This window comes from Micrococcus sp. LASM2_SD2 (assembly GCF_057364565.1).
Map to the genome: position 1 here is coordinate 19,126 of NZ_JBNFOB010000002.1, position 21,564 is coordinate 40,689.

At 72.1% G+C, this 21,564-nt stretch carries 15 protein-coding genes and 2 pseudogenes; 8 read left to right on the plus strand and 9 right to left on the minus strand.

Features of this window, described 5'->3' with window-relative positions; genetic code table 11:
• Positions 1 to 182 precede the first annotated feature (182 nt).
• The 4 genes and pseudogenes from purH to AC2W7A_RS00365 all read left to right on the plus strand — a co-directional run bounded on the left by purH (position 183) and on the right by AC2W7A_RS00365 (position 5,434).
• Positions 183 to 1,874 (plus strand): annotated as a pseudogene (gene purH, locus AC2W7A_RS00350) (bifunctional phosphoribosylaminoimidazolecarboxamide formyltransferase/IMP cyclohydrolase).
• Between the two features lie 82 nt (positions 1,875 to 1,956).
• A pseudogene (locus tag AC2W7A_RS00355) lies at positions 1,957 to 2,382 on the plus strand (magnesium transporter); the annotation flags it as partial.
• 131 nt (positions 2,383 to 2,513) lie between these two features.
• Positions 2,514 to 3,050 carry a hypothetical protein gene (locus AC2W7A_RS00360; RefSeq protein WP_485989607.1) on the plus strand — a complete coding sequence of 179 codons (537 nt, stop codon included), beginning with the start codon at positions 2,514 to 2,516 and terminating at the stop codon, positions 3,048 to 3,050.
• Positions 3,051 to 3,211: 161 nt separating this feature from the next.
• A complete protein-coding gene (locus AC2W7A_RS00365; protein ID WP_485989609.1) occupies positions 3,212 to 5,434 on the plus strand; it encodes an NADP-dependent isocitrate dehydrogenase in 2,223 nt (740 codons plus the stop codon).
• 438 nt (positions 5,435 to 5,872) lie between these two features.
• On the opposite strand, the gene AC2W7A_RS00370 is transcribed toward AC2W7A_RS00365, so the two are convergent.
• Complete coding sequence (locus AC2W7A_RS00370; RefSeq protein WP_485989610.1) at positions 5,873 to 6,478, minus strand: methylated-DNA--[protein]-cysteine S-methyltransferase; 606 nt, start codon at positions 6,476 to 6,478, stop codon at positions 5,873 to 5,875.
• Between the two features lie 113 nt (positions 6,479 to 6,591).
• Here AC2W7A_RS00370 and AC2W7A_RS00375 point away from each other — a divergent pair, with 113 nt between their 5' ends.
• Together AC2W7A_RS00375 and AC2W7A_RS00380 are read left to right on the plus strand one after the other, a co-directional pair.
• The gene (locus AC2W7A_RS00375) at positions 6,592 to 7,452 is read left to right on the plus strand and encodes an SRPBCC family protein (protein ID WP_485989611.1); all 861 of its coding nucleotides are present in this window, start codon (positions 6,592 to 6,594) and stop codon (positions 7,450 to 7,452) included.
• Positions 7,413 to 8,228, plus strand: coding sequence for an epimerase (locus AC2W7A_RS00380; RefSeq protein WP_485989612.1), 816 nt, complete (start codon positions 7,413 to 7,415; stop codon positions 8,226 to 8,228). Before AC2W7A_RS00375 ends, AC2W7A_RS00380 begins: the two co-directional genes overlap by 40 nt.
• A gap of 114 nt (positions 8,229 to 8,342) precedes the next feature.
• On the opposite strand, the gene AC2W7A_RS00385 is transcribed toward AC2W7A_RS00380, so the two are convergent.
• The 8 genes from AC2W7A_RS00385 to AC2W7A_RS00420 all read right to left on the minus strand — a co-directional run bounded on the left by AC2W7A_RS00385 (position 8,343) and on the right by AC2W7A_RS00420 (position 20,256).
• A complete protein-coding gene (locus AC2W7A_RS00385) occupies positions 8,343 to 9,887 on the minus strand; it encodes a heparinase II/III domain-containing protein (RefSeq protein WP_485989613.1) in 1,545 nt (514 codons plus the stop codon).
• Positions 9,888 to 9,957: 70 nt separating this feature from the next.
• Complete coding sequence (locus AC2W7A_RS00390) at positions 9,958 to 13,380, minus strand: glycosyltransferase (RefSeq protein WP_485989614.1); 3,423 nt, start codon at positions 13,378 to 13,380, stop codon at positions 9,958 to 9,960.
• Positions 13,308 to 14,369 carry a hypothetical protein gene (locus AC2W7A_RS00395; protein ID WP_485989615.1) on the minus strand — a complete coding sequence of 354 codons (1,062 nt, stop codon included), beginning with the start codon at positions 14,367 to 14,369 and terminating at the stop codon, positions 13,308 to 13,310. The genes AC2W7A_RS00390 and AC2W7A_RS00395 overlap by 73 nt, the downstream gene beginning before the upstream one ends.
• A 14-nt stretch (positions 14,370 to 14,383) precedes the next feature.
• Positions 14,384 to 14,962: a hypothetical protein gene (locus AC2W7A_RS00400; RefSeq protein WP_485989616.1), complete on the minus strand. Its 579-nt coding sequence runs from the start codon at positions 14,960 to 14,962 to the stop codon at positions 14,384 to 14,386.
• Positions 14,959 to 16,593 carry a hypothetical protein gene (locus tag AC2W7A_RS00405; RefSeq protein WP_485989617.1) on the minus strand — a complete coding sequence of 545 codons (1,635 nt, stop codon included), beginning with the start codon at positions 16,591 to 16,593 and terminating at the stop codon, positions 14,959 to 14,961. Before AC2W7A_RS00405 ends, AC2W7A_RS00400 begins: the two co-directional genes overlap by 4 nt.
• The gene (locus AC2W7A_RS00410; protein WP_485989618.1) at positions 16,590 to 17,063 is read right to left on the minus strand and encodes a hypothetical protein; all 474 of its coding nucleotides are present in this window, start codon (positions 17,061 to 17,063) and stop codon (positions 16,590 to 16,592) included. Before AC2W7A_RS00410 ends, AC2W7A_RS00405 begins: the two co-directional genes overlap by 4 nt.
• Before the next feature lie 157 nt (positions 17,064 to 17,220).
• Positions 17,221 to 19,068 carry a glutaminase gene (locus AC2W7A_RS00415; protein ID WP_485989619.1) on the minus strand — a complete coding sequence of 616 codons (1,848 nt, stop codon included), beginning with the start codon at positions 19,066 to 19,068 and terminating at the stop codon, positions 17,221 to 17,223.
• 51 nt (positions 19,069 to 19,119) lie between these two features.
• The gene (locus tag AC2W7A_RS00420) at positions 19,120 to 20,256 is read right to left on the minus strand and encodes a hypothetical protein (RefSeq protein ID WP_485989620.1); all 1,137 of its coding nucleotides are present in this window, start codon (positions 20,254 to 20,256) and stop codon (positions 19,120 to 19,122) included.
• 84 nt (positions 20,257 to 20,340) lie between these two features.
• On the opposite strand from AC2W7A_RS00420, the gene AC2W7A_RS00425 reads away from it, so the two are divergent.
• Together AC2W7A_RS00425 and AC2W7A_RS00430 are read left to right on the plus strand one after the other, a co-directional pair.
• Complete coding sequence (locus AC2W7A_RS00425; protein ID WP_485989621.1) at positions 20,341 to 21,288, plus strand: DEAD/DEAH box helicase; 948 nt, start codon at positions 20,341 to 20,343, stop codon at positions 21,286 to 21,288.
• Positions 21,198 to 21,564, plus strand: a 367-nt coding sequence (locus AC2W7A_RS00430) for a helicase-related protein (protein ID WP_485989622.1), incomplete at its 3' end; no start/stop codon positions are given. The genes AC2W7A_RS00425 and AC2W7A_RS00430, both read left to right, overlap by 91 nt.

The window sequence follows — 21,564 nt, forward strand, 5'->3', positions numbered from 1 at the left end:
CCTGCGCCCGCCGGGTCCCCTCGGACCCGGCCACGCAGGTCACGGACGGCGACCCACGCGGGGCGAGTGCCGTCGTCGTGGGTCTGGGGAGAGTATGCGGGTGGGGGAACCGCACGTCACCCCTAGACTGGCTGCGTTACTTCACTCCTGACTTTTCCCTTGACGCTGAGGAGAGCCCTGCCGTGACCACCGCGCAGCCGAACGCCGCCGCCCTCGACACCGTCCCGCTGAAGCGGGCCCTGATCTCCGTGTATGACAAGACCGGCCTCGAGGAGCTCGCGACCGGCCTGCACGCCGCGGGCGTGGCGATCGTCTCCACCGGCTCCACCGCCAAGCGCATCGCGGACGCGGCGTCCCCGTCACCGAGGTCTCCGAGGTCACCGGCTTCCAGGAGTGCCTGGACGGCCGCGTGAAGACCCTGCACCCGCGCGTGCACGCCGGCATCCTCGCCGACCGCCGCCGCGAGGACCACCGCGGCCAGCTGCAGGACATGGAGATCGAGCCGTTCGACCTGGTGGTGGTGAACCTCTACCCGTTCGTGGACACCGTGCGCTCCGGCGCCGGCGAGGACGACGTGGTGGAGCAGATCGACATCGGCGGCCCGTCCATGGTCCGCGCGGCGGCGAAGAACCACGCCTCCGTGTCGATCGTGGTGGACCCGGCCAAGTACGGCGAGGTCGTGGAGGCCGCCAGGGCCGGCGGCTTCGACCTGAAGGCCCGCCGCCGCCTGGCGTCCCTGGCCTTCGCGCACACCGCCGCCTATGACAACGCCGTGGCCGCCTGGACCGCCGCCCACTTCGGCGCGGACACCGAGGACGAGGACGTCCCCGTGTTCCCGCCGTACGCCGGCTTTTCCCTCGAGCGTGCGGACATCCTCCGCTACGGCGAGAACCCGCACCAGCCGGCCGCCCTCTACGCGGACCCGGCCGCCGCCCCGGGCATCGCGCAGTCCGAGCTGCTGCACGGCAAGGCCATGTCCTACAACAACTACGTGGACGCGGACGCCGCCGTGCGCGCCGCCTACGACCACGCCGGCCCGGCCGTGGCGATCGTCAAGCACGCCAACCCCTGCGGTGTGGCCGTGGCCGCCGAGGGCGAGGACATCGCCGTCGCCCACGCCAAGGCCCACGCCTGCGACCCCGTCTCCGCGTTCGGCGGCGTGATCGCCGCGAACCGCCCGGTGACCGCCGCGATGGCCGCCCAGGTGAAGGACATCTTCACCGAGGTGGTGGCCGCCCCGTCCTTCGAGCCCGAGGCCGTGGAGATCCTCACCGCCAAGAAGAACCTGCGCCTGCTGGCCCTGCCCGAGGGCTTCGAGCGGGACACCGTGGAGGCCAAGCAGGTCTCCGGCGGCATGCTCATGCAGATCTCCGACGCCGTGGACGCCGAGGGCGACGACCCGGCGACCTGGACCCTTGCCGCCGGCGAGGCCGCGGACGAGCAGACCCTCGCCGACCTCGCCTTCGCCTGGCGCACCGTCCGCGCCGCCAAGTCCAACGCCGTGCTGCTGGCCACCGACGGCGCCACCGTGGGCGTGGGCATGGGGCAGGTCAATCGCCTGGACTCCTGCCGCCTCGCCGTGGAGCGCGCCAACACCCTGGGCACCGCCGTCACCGGCGGCCAGGACGTGCACTCCGCCGGCGGCGCCGAGAACGTCTCCGGCACCGGCGCCCCCCGAGCGTGCCCGCGGGGCCGTGGCCGCCTCGGACGCGTTCTTCCCGTTCGCCGACGGCCTGCAGATCCTCATCGACGCCGGCGTGAAGGCCGTGGTGCAGCCCGGCGGCTCCGTGCGCGACGCCGAGGTGGTGGAGGTTGCGAACGCCGCCGGCATCACCATGTACCTCACCGGCGCCCGCCACTTCTTCCACGGGTGAGCCGCTGACCTCCCCGGATCCCCGCCGTGACGCCGCCCCGCTCCATGAGGACCGGGGCGGCGTCGCCACGTCCGGCCTGCCCGAGCCCACCGAGGACGCCTCCCGCTCCGGCGGCGTGGAGCCGTTGGGCCGGCTCTACCTGTCCACCCCGGTGCGGACCCTGATGCGCGCCCGCATCGTGTGGCTGCTGGTGCTGGCCGTGGGCGCCACCCTGACCGTGCAGGTCCTCGAGGTCTTCGAGGAGCCCCTGGAGGAGCTCGTGGTGCTGTCCCTGTTCGTCCCGCTGGTGATCGGCACCGGCGGCAACACCGGCAACCAGGGCGCCACCACGGTCACCCGCGCGCTGGCCCTGGACGACGTCCGCCCCCGCGACGCCCTGCGCGTCCTCGCCCGCGAGCTCCGGGTGGGCCTGGCGCTCGGCGCCTTTCTGGGCGTCCCCGGCACCCTCGTGGACGCCCTGGGCCTGGTCCTGTACTTCCTCATCGCGCGGGCACTTCTCGGACTGTGAGCCTGCTCCCCGGAAGGGGAGGGGACAGGCGGACGCGCGGGCCGTCGTCGGGATACCGTGGGCTCACGACGACGGCGCCTCGCCCTGCGCGGGTCCGTCACCTGACGCATCGCAGACATCGGAGGGCCACGATGAGCACGCCGTACGAGCCGCACGAGAAGGACGCCCGCGCCCCGGAGCAGGGCCGATACAGCTGGGATCGGACGGACGAGCGTCAGCCGGACCAGGACCGAGACCTGGACCGAGGAGGCCCCGGCGCGGACAGGCAGGGCGGCTACGGTGCGGCCCCGCAGGGCGACTACGGCGCAGGGGCTCCCGGAGCCTACGGCGTGGACCCGCAGGGCGGCTACGCGCCGGCCCCGTACCAGCAGTCCTACGGCATGGCGGTCGCCCAGGAGGGTCGCCGGGCGGGGCAGCTGGCCATCGCCTTCGGCGTGATCGGCCTGTTCTTCAACCTCGGCCTGATCTTCGGCCCCCTCGCGCTCTGGCAGGCGAACAAGGCGGACCGCGCCGGCGGCGTCGGCCTCGGCGGCCGCGTGCTCGGCTGGGTGGCGATCGCCCTCGCGATCGTGGTGACGCTGTTCTTCATCGCCTACGGCGTCTTCGTCTTCAGCATGCTCGAGTACATGTCCACCGAGCTCGGCGACGAGTTCAGCACCCGCTCCTGACCACCGCCGGAGGAGCTCACAGGAGGCGGTGCGGCCTCCGGGCGACCCGAACGGGCCGCCGCGATGCTCCTCCGGTAGATTTGGGGGCAGAGGAAGCCCATTTCCCCTGACGAAGACCCGGGGTGCCGACGAGGTGCGCCCCAGAAGGAGAGACGTCCCGCATGTCCAAGATCACCTACACGTTCACCGACGAGGCCCCCATGCTGGCCACCGGCTCGCTGCTGCCGATCATCGAGGCCTACGCCGGCACCGCCGGTGTGGAGTTCGAGACCAAGGACATCTCCCTGGCTGGCCGCATCCTCGCCGCCTTCAACGACGTTCTCCCGGAGGACCAGCGCACCGCCGACGCCCTCGGCGAGCTCGGCGAGATGGTGAAGACCCCGCAGGCCAACGTCATCAAGCTCCCGAACATCTCCGCCTCCGTGCCGCAGCTGCGCGCCGCGATCAAGGAGCTCCAGGCCGCCGGCTACGACCTCCCGGAGTACGTGGACGAGCCGAAGACCGACGCGGAGAAGGACGTCAAGGCGCGCTATGACTCCGTCAAGGGCTCCGCCGTGAACCCGGTCCTCCGCGAGGGCAACTCGGACCGCCGCGCCCCGAAGGCCGTGAAGAACTACGCCAGGCAATTCCCGCACTCCATGGGCGAGTGGACCGCCGACTCCAAGTCCGCCGTCGCCACCATGGGCAAGGACGACTTCCGCTCCAACGAGAAGTCCGTGACCCTGGAGAAGGATGACGTCCTGACCATCGAGTTCACCTCCACGGACGGTCAGACCACCGTGCTCAAGGAGGGCCTGAAGGTCCTCGAGGGCGAGATCGTGGACGGCACCTTCATGTCCGCCAAGGCCCTGGACGCCTTCCTCGCCGAGCAGGTCAAGCGCGCCAAGGAGGAAGGCATCCTCTTCTCCGCGCACCTGAAGGCCACCATGATGAAGGTCTCCGACCCGGTGATCTTCGGCCACGTGGTGAAGGCCTACTTCGCCGACCTCTTCGCCCAGTACGGGGAGAGGCTGGCCGAGGCCGGCCTGTCCGCCAACAACGGCCTCGCCGCCATCGAGGGCGGCCTGGACAAGCTGGACGCCGAGACCGCCGAGGGCGTCAAGAAGGCCATCGCCGACGCCTACCAGAACGGCCCGGACCTGGCCATGGTGAACTCCGCCAAGGGCATCACCAACCTGCACGTCCCCTCGGACGTGATCGTGGACGCCTCCATGCCGGCCATGATCCGCACCTCCGGCCAGATGTGGAACAAGGACGACAAGACCCAGGACGCCCTGGCCGTCATCCCGGATTCCTCCTACGCCGGCGTGTACCAGGCCGTGATCGAGGACTGCAAGGCCAACGGCGCCTATGACCCGACCACCATGGGCACCGTCCCGAACGTCGGCCTCATGGCGCAGAAGGCCGAGGAGTACGGCTCGCATGACAAGACCTTCGTGATGAAGGCGGACGGCAAGGTCGAGGTCAAGAACTCGGCCGGCGAGGTGCTCATCTCCCACGACGTCGAGGAGAACGACATCTGGCGCGCATGCCAGACCAAGGACATCCCGGTCCAGGACTGGGTCAAGCTGGCGGTCACCCGCTCGCGCGACTCCCAGACCCCGGCCGTGTTCTGGCTGGACTCCGAGCGCGGCCACGACGCCGAGCTCATCAAGAAGGTGGAGAAGTACCTCGGCGACCACGACACCGAGGGCCTGGACATCAAGATCCTGTCCCCGGTCGAGGCCACCAAGCTGTCCGTGGAGCGCATCCGCCGCGGGGAGGACACCATCTCCGTGACCGGCAACGTGCTTCGTGACTACAACACCGACCTGTTCCCGATCCTCGAGCTGGGCACCTCCGCGAAGATGCTGTCCATCGTCCCGCTGATCAACGGCGGCGGACTGTTCGAGACCGGCGCCGGCGGCTCCGCCCCGAAGCACGTCCAGCAGCTGCTGGAGGAGAACCACCTGCGCTGGGACTCCCTCGGCGAGTTCCTCGCCCTGGCCGTGTCCTTCGAGCACGAGGCGAAGACCAACGACAACCCGCGCGCCCAGGTCCTCGCGGACACCCTGGACGCCGCCACCGGCACCCTGCTGACCGAGGGCAAGTCCCCGTCCCGCAAGGCCGGCGAGCTGGACAACCGCGGCTCGCACTTCTACCTCGGCCTCTACTGGGCCCAGGAGCTGGCCAAGCAGACCGAGGACAAGGAGCTAGCCGACGCGATCGCTCCGATCGCCGAGGAGCTGGCCGCCAACGAGGAGAAGATCGTGGCCGAGCTCAACGGCGTCCAGGGCAAGCCCGTGGACATCGCCGGCTACTACTACCCGTCCGTGGAGAAGGTCGCCGAGGTGATGCGCCCGTCGCAGACCCTCAACGCGATCATGGCGAAGCTCGCCAAGTGACCTGCTGACCGGCCGGCCGCGCCCCACCCCGGACGTTTTCGTTCGTGAAACGGTCGGGTTCCCGGACGCTTTCGTTCGCAAAGACGTCGGGTTCGCCGAGCTGATCGGCCGACCGAGAAGGGCCCCGTCCTACCGGAGAGCTCTGGTGGGACGGGGTCCTTCGTCATGGGTGGGGCGGGTACTTCTCGGGGGGCTGCGCACGCGTGGTGAAACTGGTGCCTGCACACACGCGGCGAATCAGTGCCCGCCCCTGCGCGGCGAACCAGAGACTTCGGCTGGTTCAGAGGTCACGGAAGTGACCGATTGTTCTGGTTCGGCGGGCGGGGCGGCGTGCTGACCGGAGGAGCGTGGCCGGTGCCTCAGGAGGCCGCGCTGCAGGTCGCGCTGCGCTGGCCGAACGCTTTCTGGAGCGCACCGCCCTGGAGCACACAGCCCCTGTCACCCCGCGTGCTTCGCCTCATGCTCCAGCAGTGCCTGCTTGGCCTCCGCCCCGTAGAGGTAGGACCCCACGGACCCGTCGGCCTTGACCACGCGGTGGCAGGGCACCACCACGGCGGCCATGTTCTTCGCACAGGCGGTCCCCGCCGCACGCACGGAGGTCGGCTTGCCGATCAGCTCCGCGAACCGCCCGTAGGACACCGGGGCGCCGGCGGAGATCCCGCGCAGCCCGTCCCAGGCCGCCTGTCGGAACGCGGTGCCCGGCTGCTCGACGGTCAGTCCGTCCAGCGCGGTCACGTCACCACGGGCGTACCTCGCCAGCGCATCCGCCACCGGCTGCTCCACCCCCTCGCGCGGCTCCACGGGCATCGGGTTCATCTCGCGGGCCGCGGTCTGCGGTGCGTCGTCCTCGAGCCGGTCCATCAGCTCCAGCAGCAGCCGGCCGATCGCCGCGGCCGGCGGTTCGCCGTCGGCGGGCACGGCCACGCCCGAGGCCCGCACGGTCTGGTCCTCCGGGGAGAACACGGCCACCAGGGTCAGCTCGGTGCCGGGCAAGGCCGCGGCCGTCCAGCGCAGCTCAGGCAGGAAGTCGTCGAACGAGGTCACGGTGGCCTTCCGGTGGGGACAGGGATCAGGACGAGGCCGCCCACCAGGAATCACAGGATCCACGGAGCCGACAGCCCCCTGACAGTGTCCCACCCGCATGGGACGCTGGCCACATGACCACCGCTGACGAGAACGTCGCCCCCGAGACCCCCGCCAAGACCCATGTCTTCGAGCATCGCACCCTGCTGCGCCACCCGCGTGAAGTCGTCTGGCGCTGGCTGACCAGCAAGGGGGCCCTGACGCGCCTCACCCCGGACTACGCGGGCACCGTGCTCCAGGAGCCCGAACCGGGCCTGCCGGTCGGCGCCGAGGCCGTCCTCAGGATCTCCGCCCCGGGAGGCCTGGGCCTGTTCGCCGGCGCCGCCCACGGCACGGTCTCCCAGGCCCTGTCCGCGCTCCTGCCCACGCGTCTGCCGGCCCCGCAGGCCACCTGGCGCGCCCGTCACACGGCCCTGGAGCCGGGCACCATGTTCCGGGACGAGATGGTCTCCGGTCCGCTGCGCTCGTGGGTCCACACGCACACGCTCTCCGACGCCGCCCCCGGCGAGGCGGACACGGCGGACGGCCGGCCCGGCACCGTGGTCCACGACCGCATCGAGTACGCCCTCCCCGCCGGTGACGCCCTGACCAAGGTCCCCGGAGTCGGCGACCGCACCGGCCGCGCCGCCCACAACGCCTTCGAGCGCACCCTGGCCGCCCAGTTCTCCTCCCGCGCCGCGATCATGGCCGAGGACCTGGACTTCCACGCCGCCCACCCGGGCCCGCTCCACGGCGCCCCGGCCAAGACCATCGTGGTCACCGGTGCCAGCGGCCTGATCGGCACCCGCCTCTGCGCGCTGCTGACCTCCGGCGGCCACACCGTGGTCCGCCTCGTCCGCGACCCGAAGCAGGCCTCGGCCGAGGACGCTCCCTCTGGGACCCGCTCAAGGGCGAGGTGGACCGGGACGTCCTCGCCTCCGCGGACGCCGTGGTGAACCTGGCCGGCGCCTCGATCGCCGGCCGCATGACCGACTCCCACAAGGAGGCCGTCCACCACTCCCGCGTGGCCGGCACCCGCACGCTGGCCGAGGCCCTCGTCGGCCTCGCCTCCTCGGACACCTCCGGGAACCACGACGACGGCCGCCCCGCTCCCGCTCTCATCAACGGTTCCGCGGTCGGCTGGTACGGCGCCGACGCCGGAGACGGGGGCCTTCCCGAGGGGCTCACCGAGGACCTCCCCTCCGGGGAGGACTTCCTCGCCGAGGTCTGCCATGACTGGGAGGCCGAGGCCCAGGCGGTCGAGGCGGCGGGTCTGCGCTGTGCGCGTATCCGCACCGGCATCGCCCTGAGCCCTGCCGGCGGCATGCTCCAACAGCTGCTGCCGATCTTCCTGGCCGGCCTCGGCGGGACGCTGTCCACGCAGGGCACCGGCCCGGACGGCACCCCGTGGATCAGCTGGGTCTCGGCGGACGACGTGGCCACGCTCTTCGCACATGCCGCCCTGGACGACTCGGTGTCCGGCCCGCTCAACGCGGTCGGCCCTGAGCCGGTCACGGCGAAGGAGTTCGCCGCCACACTCGGCACCGTCCTGCACCGCCCCGCAGCGATCCCGGTGCCCGGCTTCGGCCCGCGGTTGCTGCTGGGGCGCGAGGGAGCCGAGCTGATCGTGGACGCGGACCAGAAGGCCTCCTCCGCCGCGGCAGAGCAGGCCGGTCACCGTTTCCGGCACCGCACCCTCGAGCAGGCCTTGCGCAGCGTCCTCGGCCGCTGAGCGGGCGGAGCGACTCGGAGCCGCCCGCGTGGCGGCAGTGGGCGCGCTACGAGACCGCCCCGTCCGCGGGACGGGCTCGTGGGGTCCGTCGAGGGGACGTCGTCGGGGTCCGGATCAGGTGGGGACGGCCACGTCCACGCCGCACAGGACTCGGTAGGAGAGGGCGCCTGCACCGCTCTCGGCGGGACGCAGCTCGAGGCATTGGCCGGCGACGAGCTCCTTGGCGGAAGTGGAGTACCAGCCGCGGTGGGGAGCATGTCCCTCTGCAGGGATGAGCTCTGCGGCGATCGGGGTGTCGAAGGCCAGCGTCAGCACACTCCCCAGACGGCGCACGACCACGGCCTCCGGGAGGACCTCCACCTCAGCATTGTTGGCGAGGAGGAATCGGGCGACGAGGCCCGGGGGGCCGGAGTCCCGGTAGGTCAGGACCGGGCCGTCCTCGAGACCATGGTCCACCTCGAGCCGCCGCACGAACGTGTGGCCGTCGACCTCCTTGCTCAGGACGACCGACTTCTCCGTCGGCTCCGTAAGGGCCCCGGAGACACGCTCCCGGCCCTTCCTGTAGGCGACCCACGGATACATCGGTTCCGCGTCTCGCACGTCCAGCACACTGTGCCCGATCTGGCTCCGCAGGGCGGGGACGCGCGGGTCCGCGTAGTTGTAGGAGTGGAAGCCGCCGTCCAGGAAGAAGTCGTTGCCGTCCCAGTGCAGGTACACCTGGGTGTCGTCCACGTGCTTGTGCACGATGCTCGCGTGTCCGGCCGTGGCCATGAGGTAGAGGCCGTTCACGTGGTGGGTCCACACGCCCACCCGGGTGCTGAAGTGGGTGCCGTTCACGGGCACGAGCTTGGTGCGGGCGCGAGGACTGTCTCCCCGCGGGACATAGCGGGCGTTGGGCAGGAGCAGGAATCGGGAGACCTCGTCTGCCTTCTCGAGGATCTCGTCGAGGCGTCTCTCCAGTCCGAGGCCTGCCAGCTCGGGAGCGAAGCCGCGCTGGAGTTCGCGCAGGAGGTTGATCCAAACGCGGTCGTACATGGGGGAGTTCTCCCCGCACCAGCCGTCGTCCGCGTAGACCAGGTCCAGGATCGCCGGCAGACGGTCGCGGACGGTCGCCTCGATGTCCGTACGGTGCTCGGTGAACTCGGGCTCCAGATGGGGAACGGAGAACAGCAGGCCCTTGAGGAGGAAGACGCCGTGGTTGTTCAGGTGCACGTTCTCAGGGGTGGACGCCCAGCGCAGGTCTCTCAGCAAACACGCCAGCAGCGCAGGGCCGGGTCCCTCCGGAGCGCGTGCGGCGAGCACCCACGTGCTCTCCAGCCGCATCGCGGTGGCGTGGTCCCAGGAGCCGTAGGACCGAGACAGGCCGCGGTGTCGGTCGTCCATGAGCCAGGCATAGAACGACTCGATGCGCTGCCAGGTGTCCGGGGAGTCCGGCGGGAGCAGGGTGAGGAACCGTCCGCAGTACAGGTACAGGCGCCCGGTGATGTCCTGGGCCGCCTCGACGGCGTCCCAGTCCGTCTCCGAGTCGAGCACGAACGGGCTGCCCGAGGGAAGCGACACGAGGTGTCCGCCCTCGCGCGCTGTCGCCGTGGTGCTCGGGGCCACCGTGAAGACGGTCTCGTGCAGACGGCGCACGGCCTTGGCATGGGTGAACTCCATCGATCTCCTCTCCTCGGCGGACACTCCGCCTGGTGCGGCGGGCGTCCCCACCTCTCGTTGGCCGCGCCGTTCAGGCGAGGGCGACCTCGGCCTGCAGCCCGCGCTCGGCGACCAGGGCGTCCACCTGGGCGGCCTCGGCGGGGTGAGCGGACCGGTACCGGGCTACGAACCCGGCCTGCGCCTTCACGATCGTCTGGATCGCGCGGATCTCCACGTCGTCCGTGAGGCGCTCCCGCACGGCCTTGAGCTCGGTGATCACGTCCAGGCGCTCGCGGACCGCGAAGTCGAACGTCAGCTCTCTGCGGGACACCGAGTTGTCCCGCAGGACCCGCAGGTAGGCGGACTCGGGCATGGGCGCCGCCGGCGTGAACCTGAGGCCCCGGCCCAGCAGCTGGGACATGAAGGCTACGTCCTCGCCGGAGCGCAGATGCTCCGGATAGTGGCACTGGCCGGCCACCGCCGTGGGGATGAGCTTGCAGGCGTTCTGGCCCAGGGCGCCCGGACGCCAGCCCAGCGGCTGCCGCGAGCCCTGCAGGAACCGCACGCTGTTCGCACCGGGGGTCTTCTCGTTGCGGACGCCCTCGGCGGAGAGGTCGTGCAGCACGCTGAGCACCACGTCCCGCGGAGACGCGCTGAGCCACGCGCTGAGGAGGTAGTTCTTCTCCAGCACGTCGTCGTCGTCCACGAACGTCAGGTACTCGCGGGTGGCCTCCGCGATGCCCAGGTTGCGGGCCCCGCCCACACCGGGTTCTGTGAGGAAGTGGTACCGGGTGCTGATGCCGGTCGCCTCGCCGAAGCGGCGGACGGACTCCCGGCTCTCGGGCTCGCCGCCGTTCTCCACCACGACCACCTCGATCAGGCGGGCCGGCAGGGTCTGAGCGGCGATGGAGTCCAGCATGGTCCCGATGCGCTGGGACCCGCGGTGCGTGGCCAGGACGATCGAGATGCCCTCCTCTGAAGCGCCGCGGTCGGCGACCACGGCCTGGAGCTCGCCCGTGCGGAGGTCCGCACCGACGGCGCCGGGCTCCTCGTCGGCGGCGTCCGGACGCGGACCCGTGATGCGCACCGGCAGGCCGACGCGGCGCAGGAAGTGCTCCGGCGCCGCCTCCCACGGGCGCTCCTTCGAGACGGGGAGGACACGCTCCACGGACAGCGGGTTCAGCCGCAGCAGGGGGCCGGCCTGCGGCTGCCCGGTGACGGTGACGATGTCCGCCTTGCGCAGGGTCGCCGTGAGCGTCGACGGCCATGTGGCCACACCGTGGCCCACGACGAGGGCGCGTGCACCAGAGGCACGTGCGGCGTCGAACAGCCGAGCACTGTCGGTCGTTCCGGTCGCCGCGGTGGAGGTCAGGTGCCCAGCCCATGCGGGCTCCTGCACCAGCGCGGCGTCCAGGACCACCAGGTCCGTGTCCGGCGGCACCGGAGCGGTGAGGTCCTCGGGGGACAGGGCCGTGACTCGGGCACCGGTGGAGGCCCAGGAGGACACGAACTCCTGATCGCCGGCGACCAGCACGCGAAGGTCCTCCAGCGGGCGCTCCAGGGCCCGTGGCACGCCCGTATAGGCCGTCGGGGAGACATGACGATGGACCTCGATCACGCCCGGCAAGTCAGTCATCGGAGAGTCGGCCAACGATACGACCGCCGCCAGCGGGCTGTCCGCGACCGTGCCCGTCTCGTCCACTACGCGGCTCATGCCCTCGAAGGTCCGCAGCGCCGCGTACTCGATGAAGTCCGCAGAGAACGGGGACATCAGGACGCGTGCGGCGCGGTAGACGTCGATCGGGTCCGTGACGATCCAGGTGACGGGGAGGCCGAGACGGTCGCCGGCGAGTGCGGCGGCCAGGGCCACCCACCACGGGCCACGGGCGAGGATCTGGTCCGAGCCGCGCAGCATGCACTGCACCGAGACCTCCGCGGCGTGGGCCTCCAGCCAGCGGTCCGCGCGGATGCGCTCGCCGGGCGCGGAACGCCGCAGCGGGGTGTCGTGCTGGATGTCGTCATGGCTGCCGGCCGGCAGGGCCAGCGGGTCCGCGTACGGGTACTCGGCGAGGTCGAGGGTGTCCAGCTCCAGGCCGAGGCGGGCCCACCGGGACGAGCTCTCCCCGGCCCGGCGCACGGTCAGCGGGCGGCGCTTCACGGTGAAGGACTCGGCGGTCCGGGGCAGGTAGAGCGAGAGCCTCCTGGCGTCCAGGGCCGCGATGCCGCGCACCCAGAGCTCGGCATCCTTGAGCACGGACGTCGAGTGCGCGGTGACGGAGATCCCCGCGTCCAGGACCTCGAGGGCCCGTTCGTAGGAGCCGGCCTCGAGTGCGTCGTCCACCTCCGCGAGCAGGGCCGCCTCGACCGGGTCCGTGGGGCGGTCGGCGGCCGCCGCGCCGGAGCGGACCTCCGCGGCCTCCCGCCCGGGACGCCGGGAGACGTCGGCGATCAGGTCCAGCCAGCGGTCCGTGACAGCAGCGGTGCCGTAGCGCAGGGCGTAGCGCTGTGCGGCCAGGGACTCGCTGCGGTAGACGGACTCGTCCGCGTTCGCGGCCAGCACGAAGTCCGCGACCTGCTCCGTGGACGAGAAGTTCCAGCGGTCACTGAAGATCTCACGTGAGCCCTCGCGCTCCCACACCAGCGGCACGGCGCCGGAGGCGGCGCCCTCGATGCCGGCAAGGTGGAACGTCTCCCGGTAACTGGGGGAGAGGATCCATCCCACGCGGCGCAGCCAGTTGCCCATGTCCGGGCCGAACGGCTCGAAGGACACCGCGGACAGCAGGTCCGGGTCCTGGCCGATCTCACGGAACACGGCGCGGTAGGAGTCCTGGTGGACGGACTTCTTCCACTCCCAGCTGTAGTCCCACGGGCTGTGGCCGCGCAGGTGCAGCACGTAGCGCTCGTCCTCGGCGCGCAGCCGGCGCAGCAGGTCCACGGCACGGTCCGGACGTTTCAGGATCGGCACGTAGCCGGCGAGCCCCAGGTGGAACCGTGCGTCGGCGAACTTCGCCCGGCGCAGCTCGCCGTCGTCGACCGAGTTGGGGATGACCTTGACCAGCTCAGGCGCCCAGTCCATGGCGGCCAGGGCACGCTCGCGGTAGAACTCGGAGGCCACCACGATCGCCGCGCAGCGGTCCGCTCGCAGCTGGTCGATCCAGTCCTCGCGCAGCTCGAAGCCGTGCAGGTGCACGATCAGCCGCTGGTGGGGGCCGATGTTCCGGGAGTACCAGATGGCGTTCCAGCTGGAGAACTCGGCGATCACCACGTCCGCCCACTCCAGGTACTCCCGGCTGACCTCCGGCTGCGGGGCGGAGTTGTGCGTGAAGAGGTCGATGCGGACGTCCACGTCCGGGTGCTCGACCAGGGCGGTGATCATGTCTCCGGCGAACTTGAAGTCCGCACCTGCCAGGACCACGCGCAGCGGGCGTCCGTCCGCCCGGGTCAGGCCACGCGAGGGCCGGTCCACGGGGAACCAGCCCGGCGGCGGCAGCGGCTCGGTGTCCTCGCCGGGCACCCGGCCGGGGCGTCTGCTTGCCGGACGGCGTCCGGTGCGGACGGCGGCCGAAGCAGGTCAGCGCTGGAGCCGACCACGGTCACCCGGGGGTCCTCCTCGGGGCGGTCTCCTGCCACGGCCACGGGGATCAGGCCGCGGGAGATGTAGTACTCCAGGGCCTGCGCACGGCCCACCGTGTCATGGGCGTCTGGCAGCAGTCCGTAGACGGCGGCGGGCGCGGCGGCCGCATGGCCCAGCATGCGGCCGGGCAGGCTCCGCCACACCGAGTCCTCGGCTGCGGGGGAGGAGCCGTCGCCCGTGATGGTCACCCGAGGCACCGTGCGCAGGCCGCGCGTGGCCTCGGCATACGGCCACAGGTCCGGGAGGGATCCCTCGGCGAAGTAGTCCAGGTTGACCTCGAGGTCCGCTCCGGAAGCGGGCCGCCCGTCGTCGTGCCCGTCCTGAGTGGCGGAGGAGACCGTGCCTTCGAGGGGCGGCAGCACGAACACACGGGAGGTCGCCGCCGTGGACGAGGCCTCCAGAACGGCGCGCTGGGACTCCGCGGCCACCAGGATGCGCTGGCTGCCCAGCAGCAGCGGGGCCAGGCGGTCCCGGACCTCCCGGGCCACCGGTTCGGTGCGGTACGGCACGTCCACGGGCATGGCCATGAGCTTGTCCTGCAGGGCGCGGCCGCCGGCCAGGGCCACGCTCAGCTCCACCCCCTGCGCGAACACCCAGTCCACCTTGCGGTACCGGGCGATCGAGACGAGCCGGCGCGCGCGGAAGCGCGGCAGGTGGCCGCGCTCGTCCTCGTGCGCGGGATCGAAGGCGTCGTAGCGCAGCACCTCGTGTCCCTCGGCGGACAGCGTCTCGGCGAGCCCGCCGAGCTCGCGCTGCCGCGGATGGAACAGGACGGTGTGGCCGAGGCCCCCGAGGGCGCGGCACGTGGCGGCCACCCAGCGGCGGGCGGCGGCGGAGTCCGCGACAGTGACGTCGGGGGCGAAGAGCACGAGGGCCATTCAGCTCACTTCCCGGGGTGGTCGGTGCGGGCGGGGGAGAAGGCCCCGGCGGCCTCGAGGAGCACGTCCCAGAGAGGCGGGTGCGGAGCGCCCTCCTCCAGGTCCGCCGCGGGGATGCGCGTCAGGTCGAGCGTGCACGTGGAGATCAGGCGGGCGTCGCCGGAGGCCGTCAGCGGACGCCGGGGGATGCCCAGCACCATCCGTCCTGCGGCACGCATGCGGCGTCCCGCCTCGAACAGCTCCTCCGTCAGCGCGTGGGCGGAGTGCGTGTCCGCGCCGAGCCAGGGGCCCTCTGCGAAGGCCCGCCAGTCGATGACCAGGGTGTCCACGGAGGGCAGGTCCACCTGCTCCGGGAGGACACCGGGGACGCCCGGCACCGCCGGGGTCGCAGCGGACACCGCCTTCAGCAGGGAACGGGGCCCCACCACCACAACCCGGGCGTCGGCCTGCGCCTCGGCCACCCCGAGCAGGCCCGCCCGGGTGAGGCCGAACGGGTTGGTGCGCACCGGCGGGGCGGCGGCGCGGCCGAGGTTGGCCAGGACTGTGTCCAGGTTTGTGGCGGGGCCGGCGGCGGTGCTGCTCACGGTCGGTTCCCTTCGACATCGGCGGGCGGGGCGGGTGCCGAGGAGGCCGGTGTGGCAGGCGACCCGGAGGCCGGTCCGGCGAGGTCTGCGAACTTCGACTCCAGGGCGCTCCAGAGGACCTCGCGGGCGGCGGCCACGTCGTCGACGGGCGAGCGGTGCGGCGGATCCAGCCGGGACATGGTGCTGTCCTGTTCGAGGATCGCCCAGGTGGCCGCGGTGGAGCCCGAGTAGTCGCTCCACTTGGATGGCAGGTAGGGGTTCACCTCGTGGTGCTCGCCAGTGGCCGCGTCACGTACCACGAGCAGGTCGAACGCATCCGTGGCGGAGAGGAACTCCAAAAACGGCAGGGACGGATGGAACGCCACGAGGTGCTCGATCCCCTGGGCGCCGACGCCGTCCACGGCACGGGAGACCAGGTCCGCGTACTGCCGCGCGGAGAAGTTGCGCGGGCGCCGACCGCCCTCCGCGGCCGGCACGTAGTTGGTGAACACGTGCAGCCGGATCCGCTCGCGCAGGTCCTCCGGGAGGGTGCGCATGGCGCTGGTGACCTCGATCAGTCCGCGGGAGGAGTAGAACTCACCGAAGTAGGCGATGTTCAGGTGCTGGTCCGAGACGGGCGGCCGGGCCGGGCACATGCGGTAGAAGGGCCGTGGCAGCGACGGGTGGTGGCTGACGGTGGCGACCGATTCGATGCGTTCGCGCAGCACTGGGTCCTCGACCTTGGCCAGCATGGTGTGCTTCTGCAGGGCGTTGGTGAAGATGATCTCGTCGGCGAGGGCGAAAACCATGTTCTCTGCCAGGGCGAAGAGGGAGCGCTGCTGCTCGTTCATCGTGCCGTGGCGTGCTTCGAAGGCGGACACGAGGGTGCGGGCGCACTCGTCGTCTCCGGTAGGCCCGCCGCGGTGCCTGCCCTCCACGTCCTGGGACAGCGGGTCCGAGAACTCGGCCACCCAGCGGATCTCAGGGTGGCGCAGCTTCACGAGCGCGCCGGCGATCAGGGACGGTGCCCACATGGCACGGGAGTACAGGAACTCATAGGGCGTCTCCCGCTCGGCCAGGTACCGGTCTGCGAGATTCGCGGCCTTCATGGCGAAGGCGGCGTGAGCGGCCCACGTGGCCCAGGACGGGGCTGCGGGGATGAAGTACTTGGACTTCACGTATGGGGCGCTGATGCGCTCGATGGTGGGGTCGGCCTTCTTGTGGTGCAGGAAGGAGCAGGCGATTACGTCCACCGTCTGTCCGAACTGGCGCAGGCGCTTCGAGGCCACCGTGGAGCCGGTGTCCTGGAACGGGGAGAAGTTGTACAGCAGCGCCAGCCCGCGGGGGTCCGGGATCAGCTCGGGCCACGGCAGCGCCTCGGTGCCCGGAACCAGGAGCACGTGGTCCCCGATCCGGCGGCGCAGCTCCGTGTCCGCATGAGCGATCACGGTCCGCAGGTGAGCGAGGGCGGCGTCAGCGAGGTTGCCGACGCCGTGCTCGGACGCGGCGGCCCAGACGGCGGCCGCGACCTGGGCGTTCCGCATGGCCGCGTCAGGGGTGTCCCCGCCTGTCCCCGCATGGGGGGAGGGAGCCGGGAGGTCGACCATGAGCCCGGCGTCTGCGGCCGAGCGCAGCAGCTCGGCGGCGCTCATCGGAGCGTGGAGCCGGAGGAGTCTGCCACCGGCAAGGAGGCGGCCCGCCCGCTCTGGGACTGCAACAGCTCGGCCAGCACGAGCCGGGTCATGCGCAGCTCACGGCGGAACTCGTTGACGGTCGCCTGAACGTCCTGGTCCGCGGCCGCCGGCCGGGCCTGCGCCGGTGCGGCCGGCACGGAGGTCTCGAGGCGGTCGAGGATCGCCTGCATGCGTGCCAGGTCCTGCGAGGCGGCCGGCATCGGCGCCGGCACGGAGGAGCCTACCCTCCGGCTCACCCGGGATCCGACCGTGGAGCTGACGCGCACGAAGCGCCGGGTCTGCAGGTGCAACAGCGCGGGCCACTGAGCCACGGCGAGGGCGAACACGGCCAGGGCCCAGCTCCAGTTCTCGAACAGTGCCAGGATGGACGACGCCACCGCCGTGAGGGCGGCGGTGACGATCAAGGCGCGGTAGAACGCGTGGGTCATGGCGGGCTCAACCTCGGATTGGATGGGGTCGTGCTGCAGTCTGGACCTGCCGACCTTGGGCGGTGGGTCCTGCTGCGCATCAGTGTACAGGGTGTGTTCTTCCTGCATTTCTCGTGAACGTGGCGTGATCGTCCATTCACCGGGGTGAGAGCGAGATTCAATCCTGCAGTGCGCCCGTCTCGCGGACGAGCTGCTGCAGGGCCGTGAACGCGTCCCGGGCGAGGGCTTCCCAGAGCTTCATGGCCAGCTGCGGGGTGGCCTCCTCGAGGGCGTACATCACCTGGGCCGTGAGGACCCGGGTGGTCACCGGGCCGCGGGCACGCACGGTGGAGGGCTGACGGCCGGGCTGGCCGAGGGCCATCTCGCCGAAGATCATCCCGGGGGTGAGCAGGGTGCGTCGCATGCGGCGGCCGCCGGTGGCCTGGCCCGTGAGCTCCACCTGGCCCGAGGTGATCACGTAGATGCCGCCGAACGGCTGGCCGGCGCGGCGGATGATCTGGCCGTCCTCGTACCGGCGGGTGTCCATCATGGACTCGACGAGGCGGGCGTCGTCCTCGGAAAGGTGCTGCAGCAGCGGCGAGTACGCGGCCTCCTCCTCGGACTTCGGCAGCAGGTGCGGGGTGTGACGGGCCAGCAGGCGCTGCTCGCACCACTGCATGGCCTGCGAGCGGGAGCGGAAGAACACGAACTGGGTGGAGTCCAACGGGACGTCCGGGAGGAACGCCTCGGACTCGCGCAACGGCTCGCGCAGCTCGACGCCTTCGGCGGCGCCGGTGGCACGGACCTGGTCGAGCAGGTCCTCGTCCCGGTCCGTCACCACGATGTCGAGCCCTTCGCGGAGTGCGTGCGCGATCCACTGGGCGATCAGCCGGCGGGCCGGCGCGGAGATGCTGCTCACGGACCGGACGTCCATGGCCAGGGTCTGCAGTGCGTCCGGCATGCCGGACACCACGTGCACGAGCGCCTCGACCTGGCTGAAGCCGATGTGGCCGCCGAGCTCCATCAGGTGGATGGTGTCCCCGTGGTGCTCGAAGGCGGCCATGACCTCGGCGGTGCGGGCCGTGCCGGAGGGGGCCTGGTCCACGCGGTAGTGGGTGCGCAGGGCCGAGCGCGGCGAACCGGCCACGACGGACGGGTGCATCTCGAAGGCGTCCACCAGCGAGCGCAGGGCGTCCATGCCGTGCGCGGAGACGCCGTTCTCGTCCAGCCCGTGGGACTGCAGGGCCAGGCCGAGGTGGCCGGGGACCACCACCATGACGGTGCCGCCGCGGCGGGAGGCCCACCCGGGCTGTCCCACGGTGAGGGACCACATCGGGTCACGGGTCACCAGGCCGCAGGAGGACATCAGGGACAGGACGGCCCGCACCGTCTCGCCGGAGAACACGCGGTCCCCGGTGTGGGGGTGGACGCCGCCGTGGGCGAACACGGCCGCGATCACGGACAGGTCCCGCACGTCCACGGGCACGGCGCGCAGGCGGGAGATGTCTCCGAGGATCACGGTGGGGTCTGCGTCGATCGCCTCGATGGACTTCATGAACCAGGCGGCGGCGCGGGTGCGGCGGTTGGCCTTGTCCTCCACCCGGGCGGCGGTGTCCGTCACGGACACCTCGCGCTCGAGCAGGGTGGAAGCCAGCTGCATGAAGCGTCCGGTGCGGTCGCGCCCGCCGCGGCCCTTCACCATGGTCGCCGCGGCCACCACGCCGGTGTCCGTCAGCCCGTTGTACGCGCGGTGGGTCTCCGGCTCCACCTCGATCCGGTGCAGCGGGTCGGCGGCCGGCTCCGTGCCGATGCGCTCGAGCACCGCGTCGATGCCGTGGTCCTCCACGGCCATCGCGTAGATCAGCGGTGCGGCGAGCGCTCCGAGGGTCACCTGCGCACCGGCGCCGGCCTCGTAGCCGTAGCCGTCCACCAGGGTCATGGCGACGCCCAGGCCGCTCCCGTCCTCGCCGTCTCCGCGGTACGCGGCGGCGAGCAGGTCGAGGTGGTGCTGCACGGGCGTCATCATGCGGCACAGCCTATCCACTGGGGGCGGTCGGTGGCACCCTGCCGGAGGCGGTCAGAGGGTGTTGCGGATCGCCTTCATCGCCGTCGCGGCGGAGAGCCAGTCCGTGCGCTCGTAGGGGAGGACGCCGAGGCGGATCAGACGTGCGTGCAGGTCGGCCCGGGTCTCCAGCGGGAGTCCGGCATGGGCGTGGGGGTTGAACCGCTCCATGAACGAGAGGTCGGTCCGGGTGATCCGCTCGACGACCGTCTCCGGGATCCCGCCGTCGTAGGCGTCGGTCACCGCCTCCGGGCCGAGGACCCGCAGGCAGTACAGGGCGGACAGGTCGTCGGCGAAGTTCGCCCCCCACCGGGAGAGGGTCCGGGGCGGTGCGGCGGGCGGCAGCGTCAGGTCCAGCCCGAGCCGTGCGGCCACGGCGCGCAGCATCAGGTGCTTGCGGTGGTACTTGGTCTCGCCGGGATGGGCGACGGATTCGAGCACCCTGACGGGCAGCTCGGGCTCGTTCTGGACGGCCACCGTCATGGCGCCGATCTCGCAGAGGCCGGACACCGGGTTCATGATCCGCATGTCCGGGGCGGCCGCCATCCGCGTGCGGTGCTGGTCCACGGGGCCGGTGAAGAGCTTGGGGAGGGAGCCCGCCTGCACGGACCCGAACGAGTAGGTGCCGAGGTCGAGCTCGTCGCGCAGCAGGATGGCGCCGACTCCCATGAAGGACCAGTGGTTGCGGTTGAGTCCGAGGTCCACGAGGTTCGTCTCCACGATGTGCGGGCGGAACCGCTCGAACAGCGGCCGCTCGCGGGCGAACCGGCCGCCGAAGTCGAGGGACACCAGGTCGGCCTCGGGGAGGACGGCGCGGGCGGCGAGCGAGTCGAAGCCCCCGGAGAAGTTCAGGATGTGCCGCCGTCCGGGCTCGCGGTCCACGTCCGTGCCGTCGCCGGAGTCGATCGGGGTGGCGAGGGCCTCCTCGAGCCGGCCCCGGGTGCGCGGCCCGAGCGGCAGGTCCATCCGGACCCGGTCGAATCCGGTGCCGCAGAGGGTGGCGAAGGCGGAGGCCACGAGGTCCGGGGCCGGGGCGAAGGCGTGGGGGAGGGCGAACCTGAGCTCGTCGGCGCGGTCGCCGCGGTGGACACGGCAGCGGATCTCGCCCTCCTCCGAGACGTCGACCTCGGTGAAGGCGATCGTGCCGGCCATGGGGTCTCCTGACGTCTCGTGGTGGGGGACTGATCATGATAGCCACGCCCCGGTCCGGACCCCCGTGGGCCACAATGGACCGCGATGCCCTCCGTCTCTCCGCTCTCCCCGCTCGACCTGGACTCGTTCGTCTCCGGCCTCACGGTCGCCCGGGTCCTGCCCGAGCTCTCGTCCGCCCTCGCCGTCCACGGTGCGGCCGTCCTGCACGCCCCGCCCGGCACGGGCAAGACCACGGCGGTGCCCCCGCACGTCGCCCTTTCGCTCGCCTCCGCCTCCGGCCTTCCCGACGACGGCACCGCACCCCGGTCTTCCACCTCGCCTTCGTCGACCATCCCACTCTCGTCCCCCGCACCCCGCGTCCTGGTCACCCAGCCACGGCGGGTGGCGGTCCGCGCCGCCTGGCGCCGCCTGCACTCGGCGGTCCAGGCCGGTCACGTAGCCACCGGGACCACGGAGGCCGACGCCCGGAAGGCCGCCGACGCGGCCGTCGGCTACACCGTCCGCGGCGACTCCGTGGGCGGCGGGCGCAGCCAGGTCGAGTTCCTCACCCCGGGCGTGCTGGTCCGGCGGCTGCTGGACGACCCCGAGCTGGCCGGCGTCGGCGCCGTGCTGCTCGACGAGGTCCACGAGCGGGACCTGGACACGGACCTGCTCTTCGCCCTGCTTGCGGACCTGCGCCAGCTGCGCGCGGACCTGCAGACGGTCGCCATGTCTGCCACCCTGGACGCCGAGGCCCTGGCGGCCCGCTGGGCCGAGGGCATGGGGCAGGAGCAGGTGCCGGTGGTCCGCACCGAGGACGTCCTGCACCCGCTCGCCGAGCACTGGGCGCCCTTCGGCTCGTCCCGTCTGACCGCCCGCGGCGGCTGCGAGCGCGGCTTCCTGGACCACGTGGCGGCCGAGACCGTGGCCGCCCACGCGAGGCCCTCGCCCAGGACCCCGGCGTGGACGCCCTCGTCTTCCTCCCCGGCGTCGCCGAGGTGGAGGCCGTCGCCGAGCGACTGCGCGCCCGCGTCCCGGGCCATGACGTCCTGACCCTCCACGGACGCCAGGAACCGGAGGAGCAGGACGCCGCCATCGCCGGCCGCGGGCCCGGGGGAGCCCCGCGCATCGTGGTGAGCACCAATGTGGCCGAGTCCTCCCTGACCGTCCCGGGGGTCCGCCTCGTCGTGGACTCCGCCCTGGCCCGCGAGCCCCGGAAGGACGCCGCCCGGGGCATGACCGGACTGGTCACCGTGCAGGTCTCCCGTGCCGCCGCCGGCCAGCGCGCCGGCCGTGCCGCCCGCCTCGGACCCGGCACGGTGGTCCGCT

What these genes read in the sequence shown, in the direction of transcription:
- AC2W7A_RS00425 (WP_485989621.1), top strand. Translation starts at nt 20,341, where the DNA reads ATGCCCTCCGTCTCTCCGCTCTCCCCGCTCGACCTGGACTCGTTCGTC.
- AC2W7A_RS00420 (WP_485989620.1), bottom strand. Translation starts at nt 20,256, where the DNA reads ATGGCCGGCACGATCGCCTTCACCGAGGTCGACGTCTCGGAGGAGGGC.
- AC2W7A_RS00415 (WP_485989619.1), bottom strand. Translation starts at nt 19,068, where the DNA reads ATGATGACGCCCGTGCAGCACCACCTCGACCTGCTCGCCGCCGCGTAC.
- AC2W7A_RS00360 (WP_485989607.1), top strand. Translation starts at nt 2,514, where the DNA reads ATGAGCACGCCGTACGAGCCGCACGAGAAGGACGCCCGCGCCCCGGAG.
- AC2W7A_RS00365 (WP_485989609.1), top strand. Translation starts at nt 3,212, where the DNA reads ATGTCCAAGATCACCTACACGTTCACCGACGAGGCCCCCATGCTGGCC.
- AC2W7A_RS00410 (WP_485989618.1), bottom strand. Translation starts at nt 17,063, where the DNA reads ATGACCCACGCGTTCTACCGCGCCTTGATCGTCACCGCCGCCCTCACG.
- AC2W7A_RS00405 (WP_485989617.1), bottom strand. Translation starts at nt 16,593, where the DNA reads ATGAGCGCCGCCGAGCTGCTGCGCTCGGCCGCAGACGCCGGGCTCATG.
- AC2W7A_RS00375 (WP_485989611.1), top strand. Translation starts at nt 6,592, where the DNA reads ATGACCACCGCTGACGAGAACGTCGCCCCCGAGACCCCCGCCAAGACC.
- AC2W7A_RS00385 (WP_485989613.1), bottom strand. Translation starts at nt 9,887, where the DNA reads ATGGAGTTCACCCATGCCAAGGCCGTGCGCCGTCTGCACGAGACCGTC.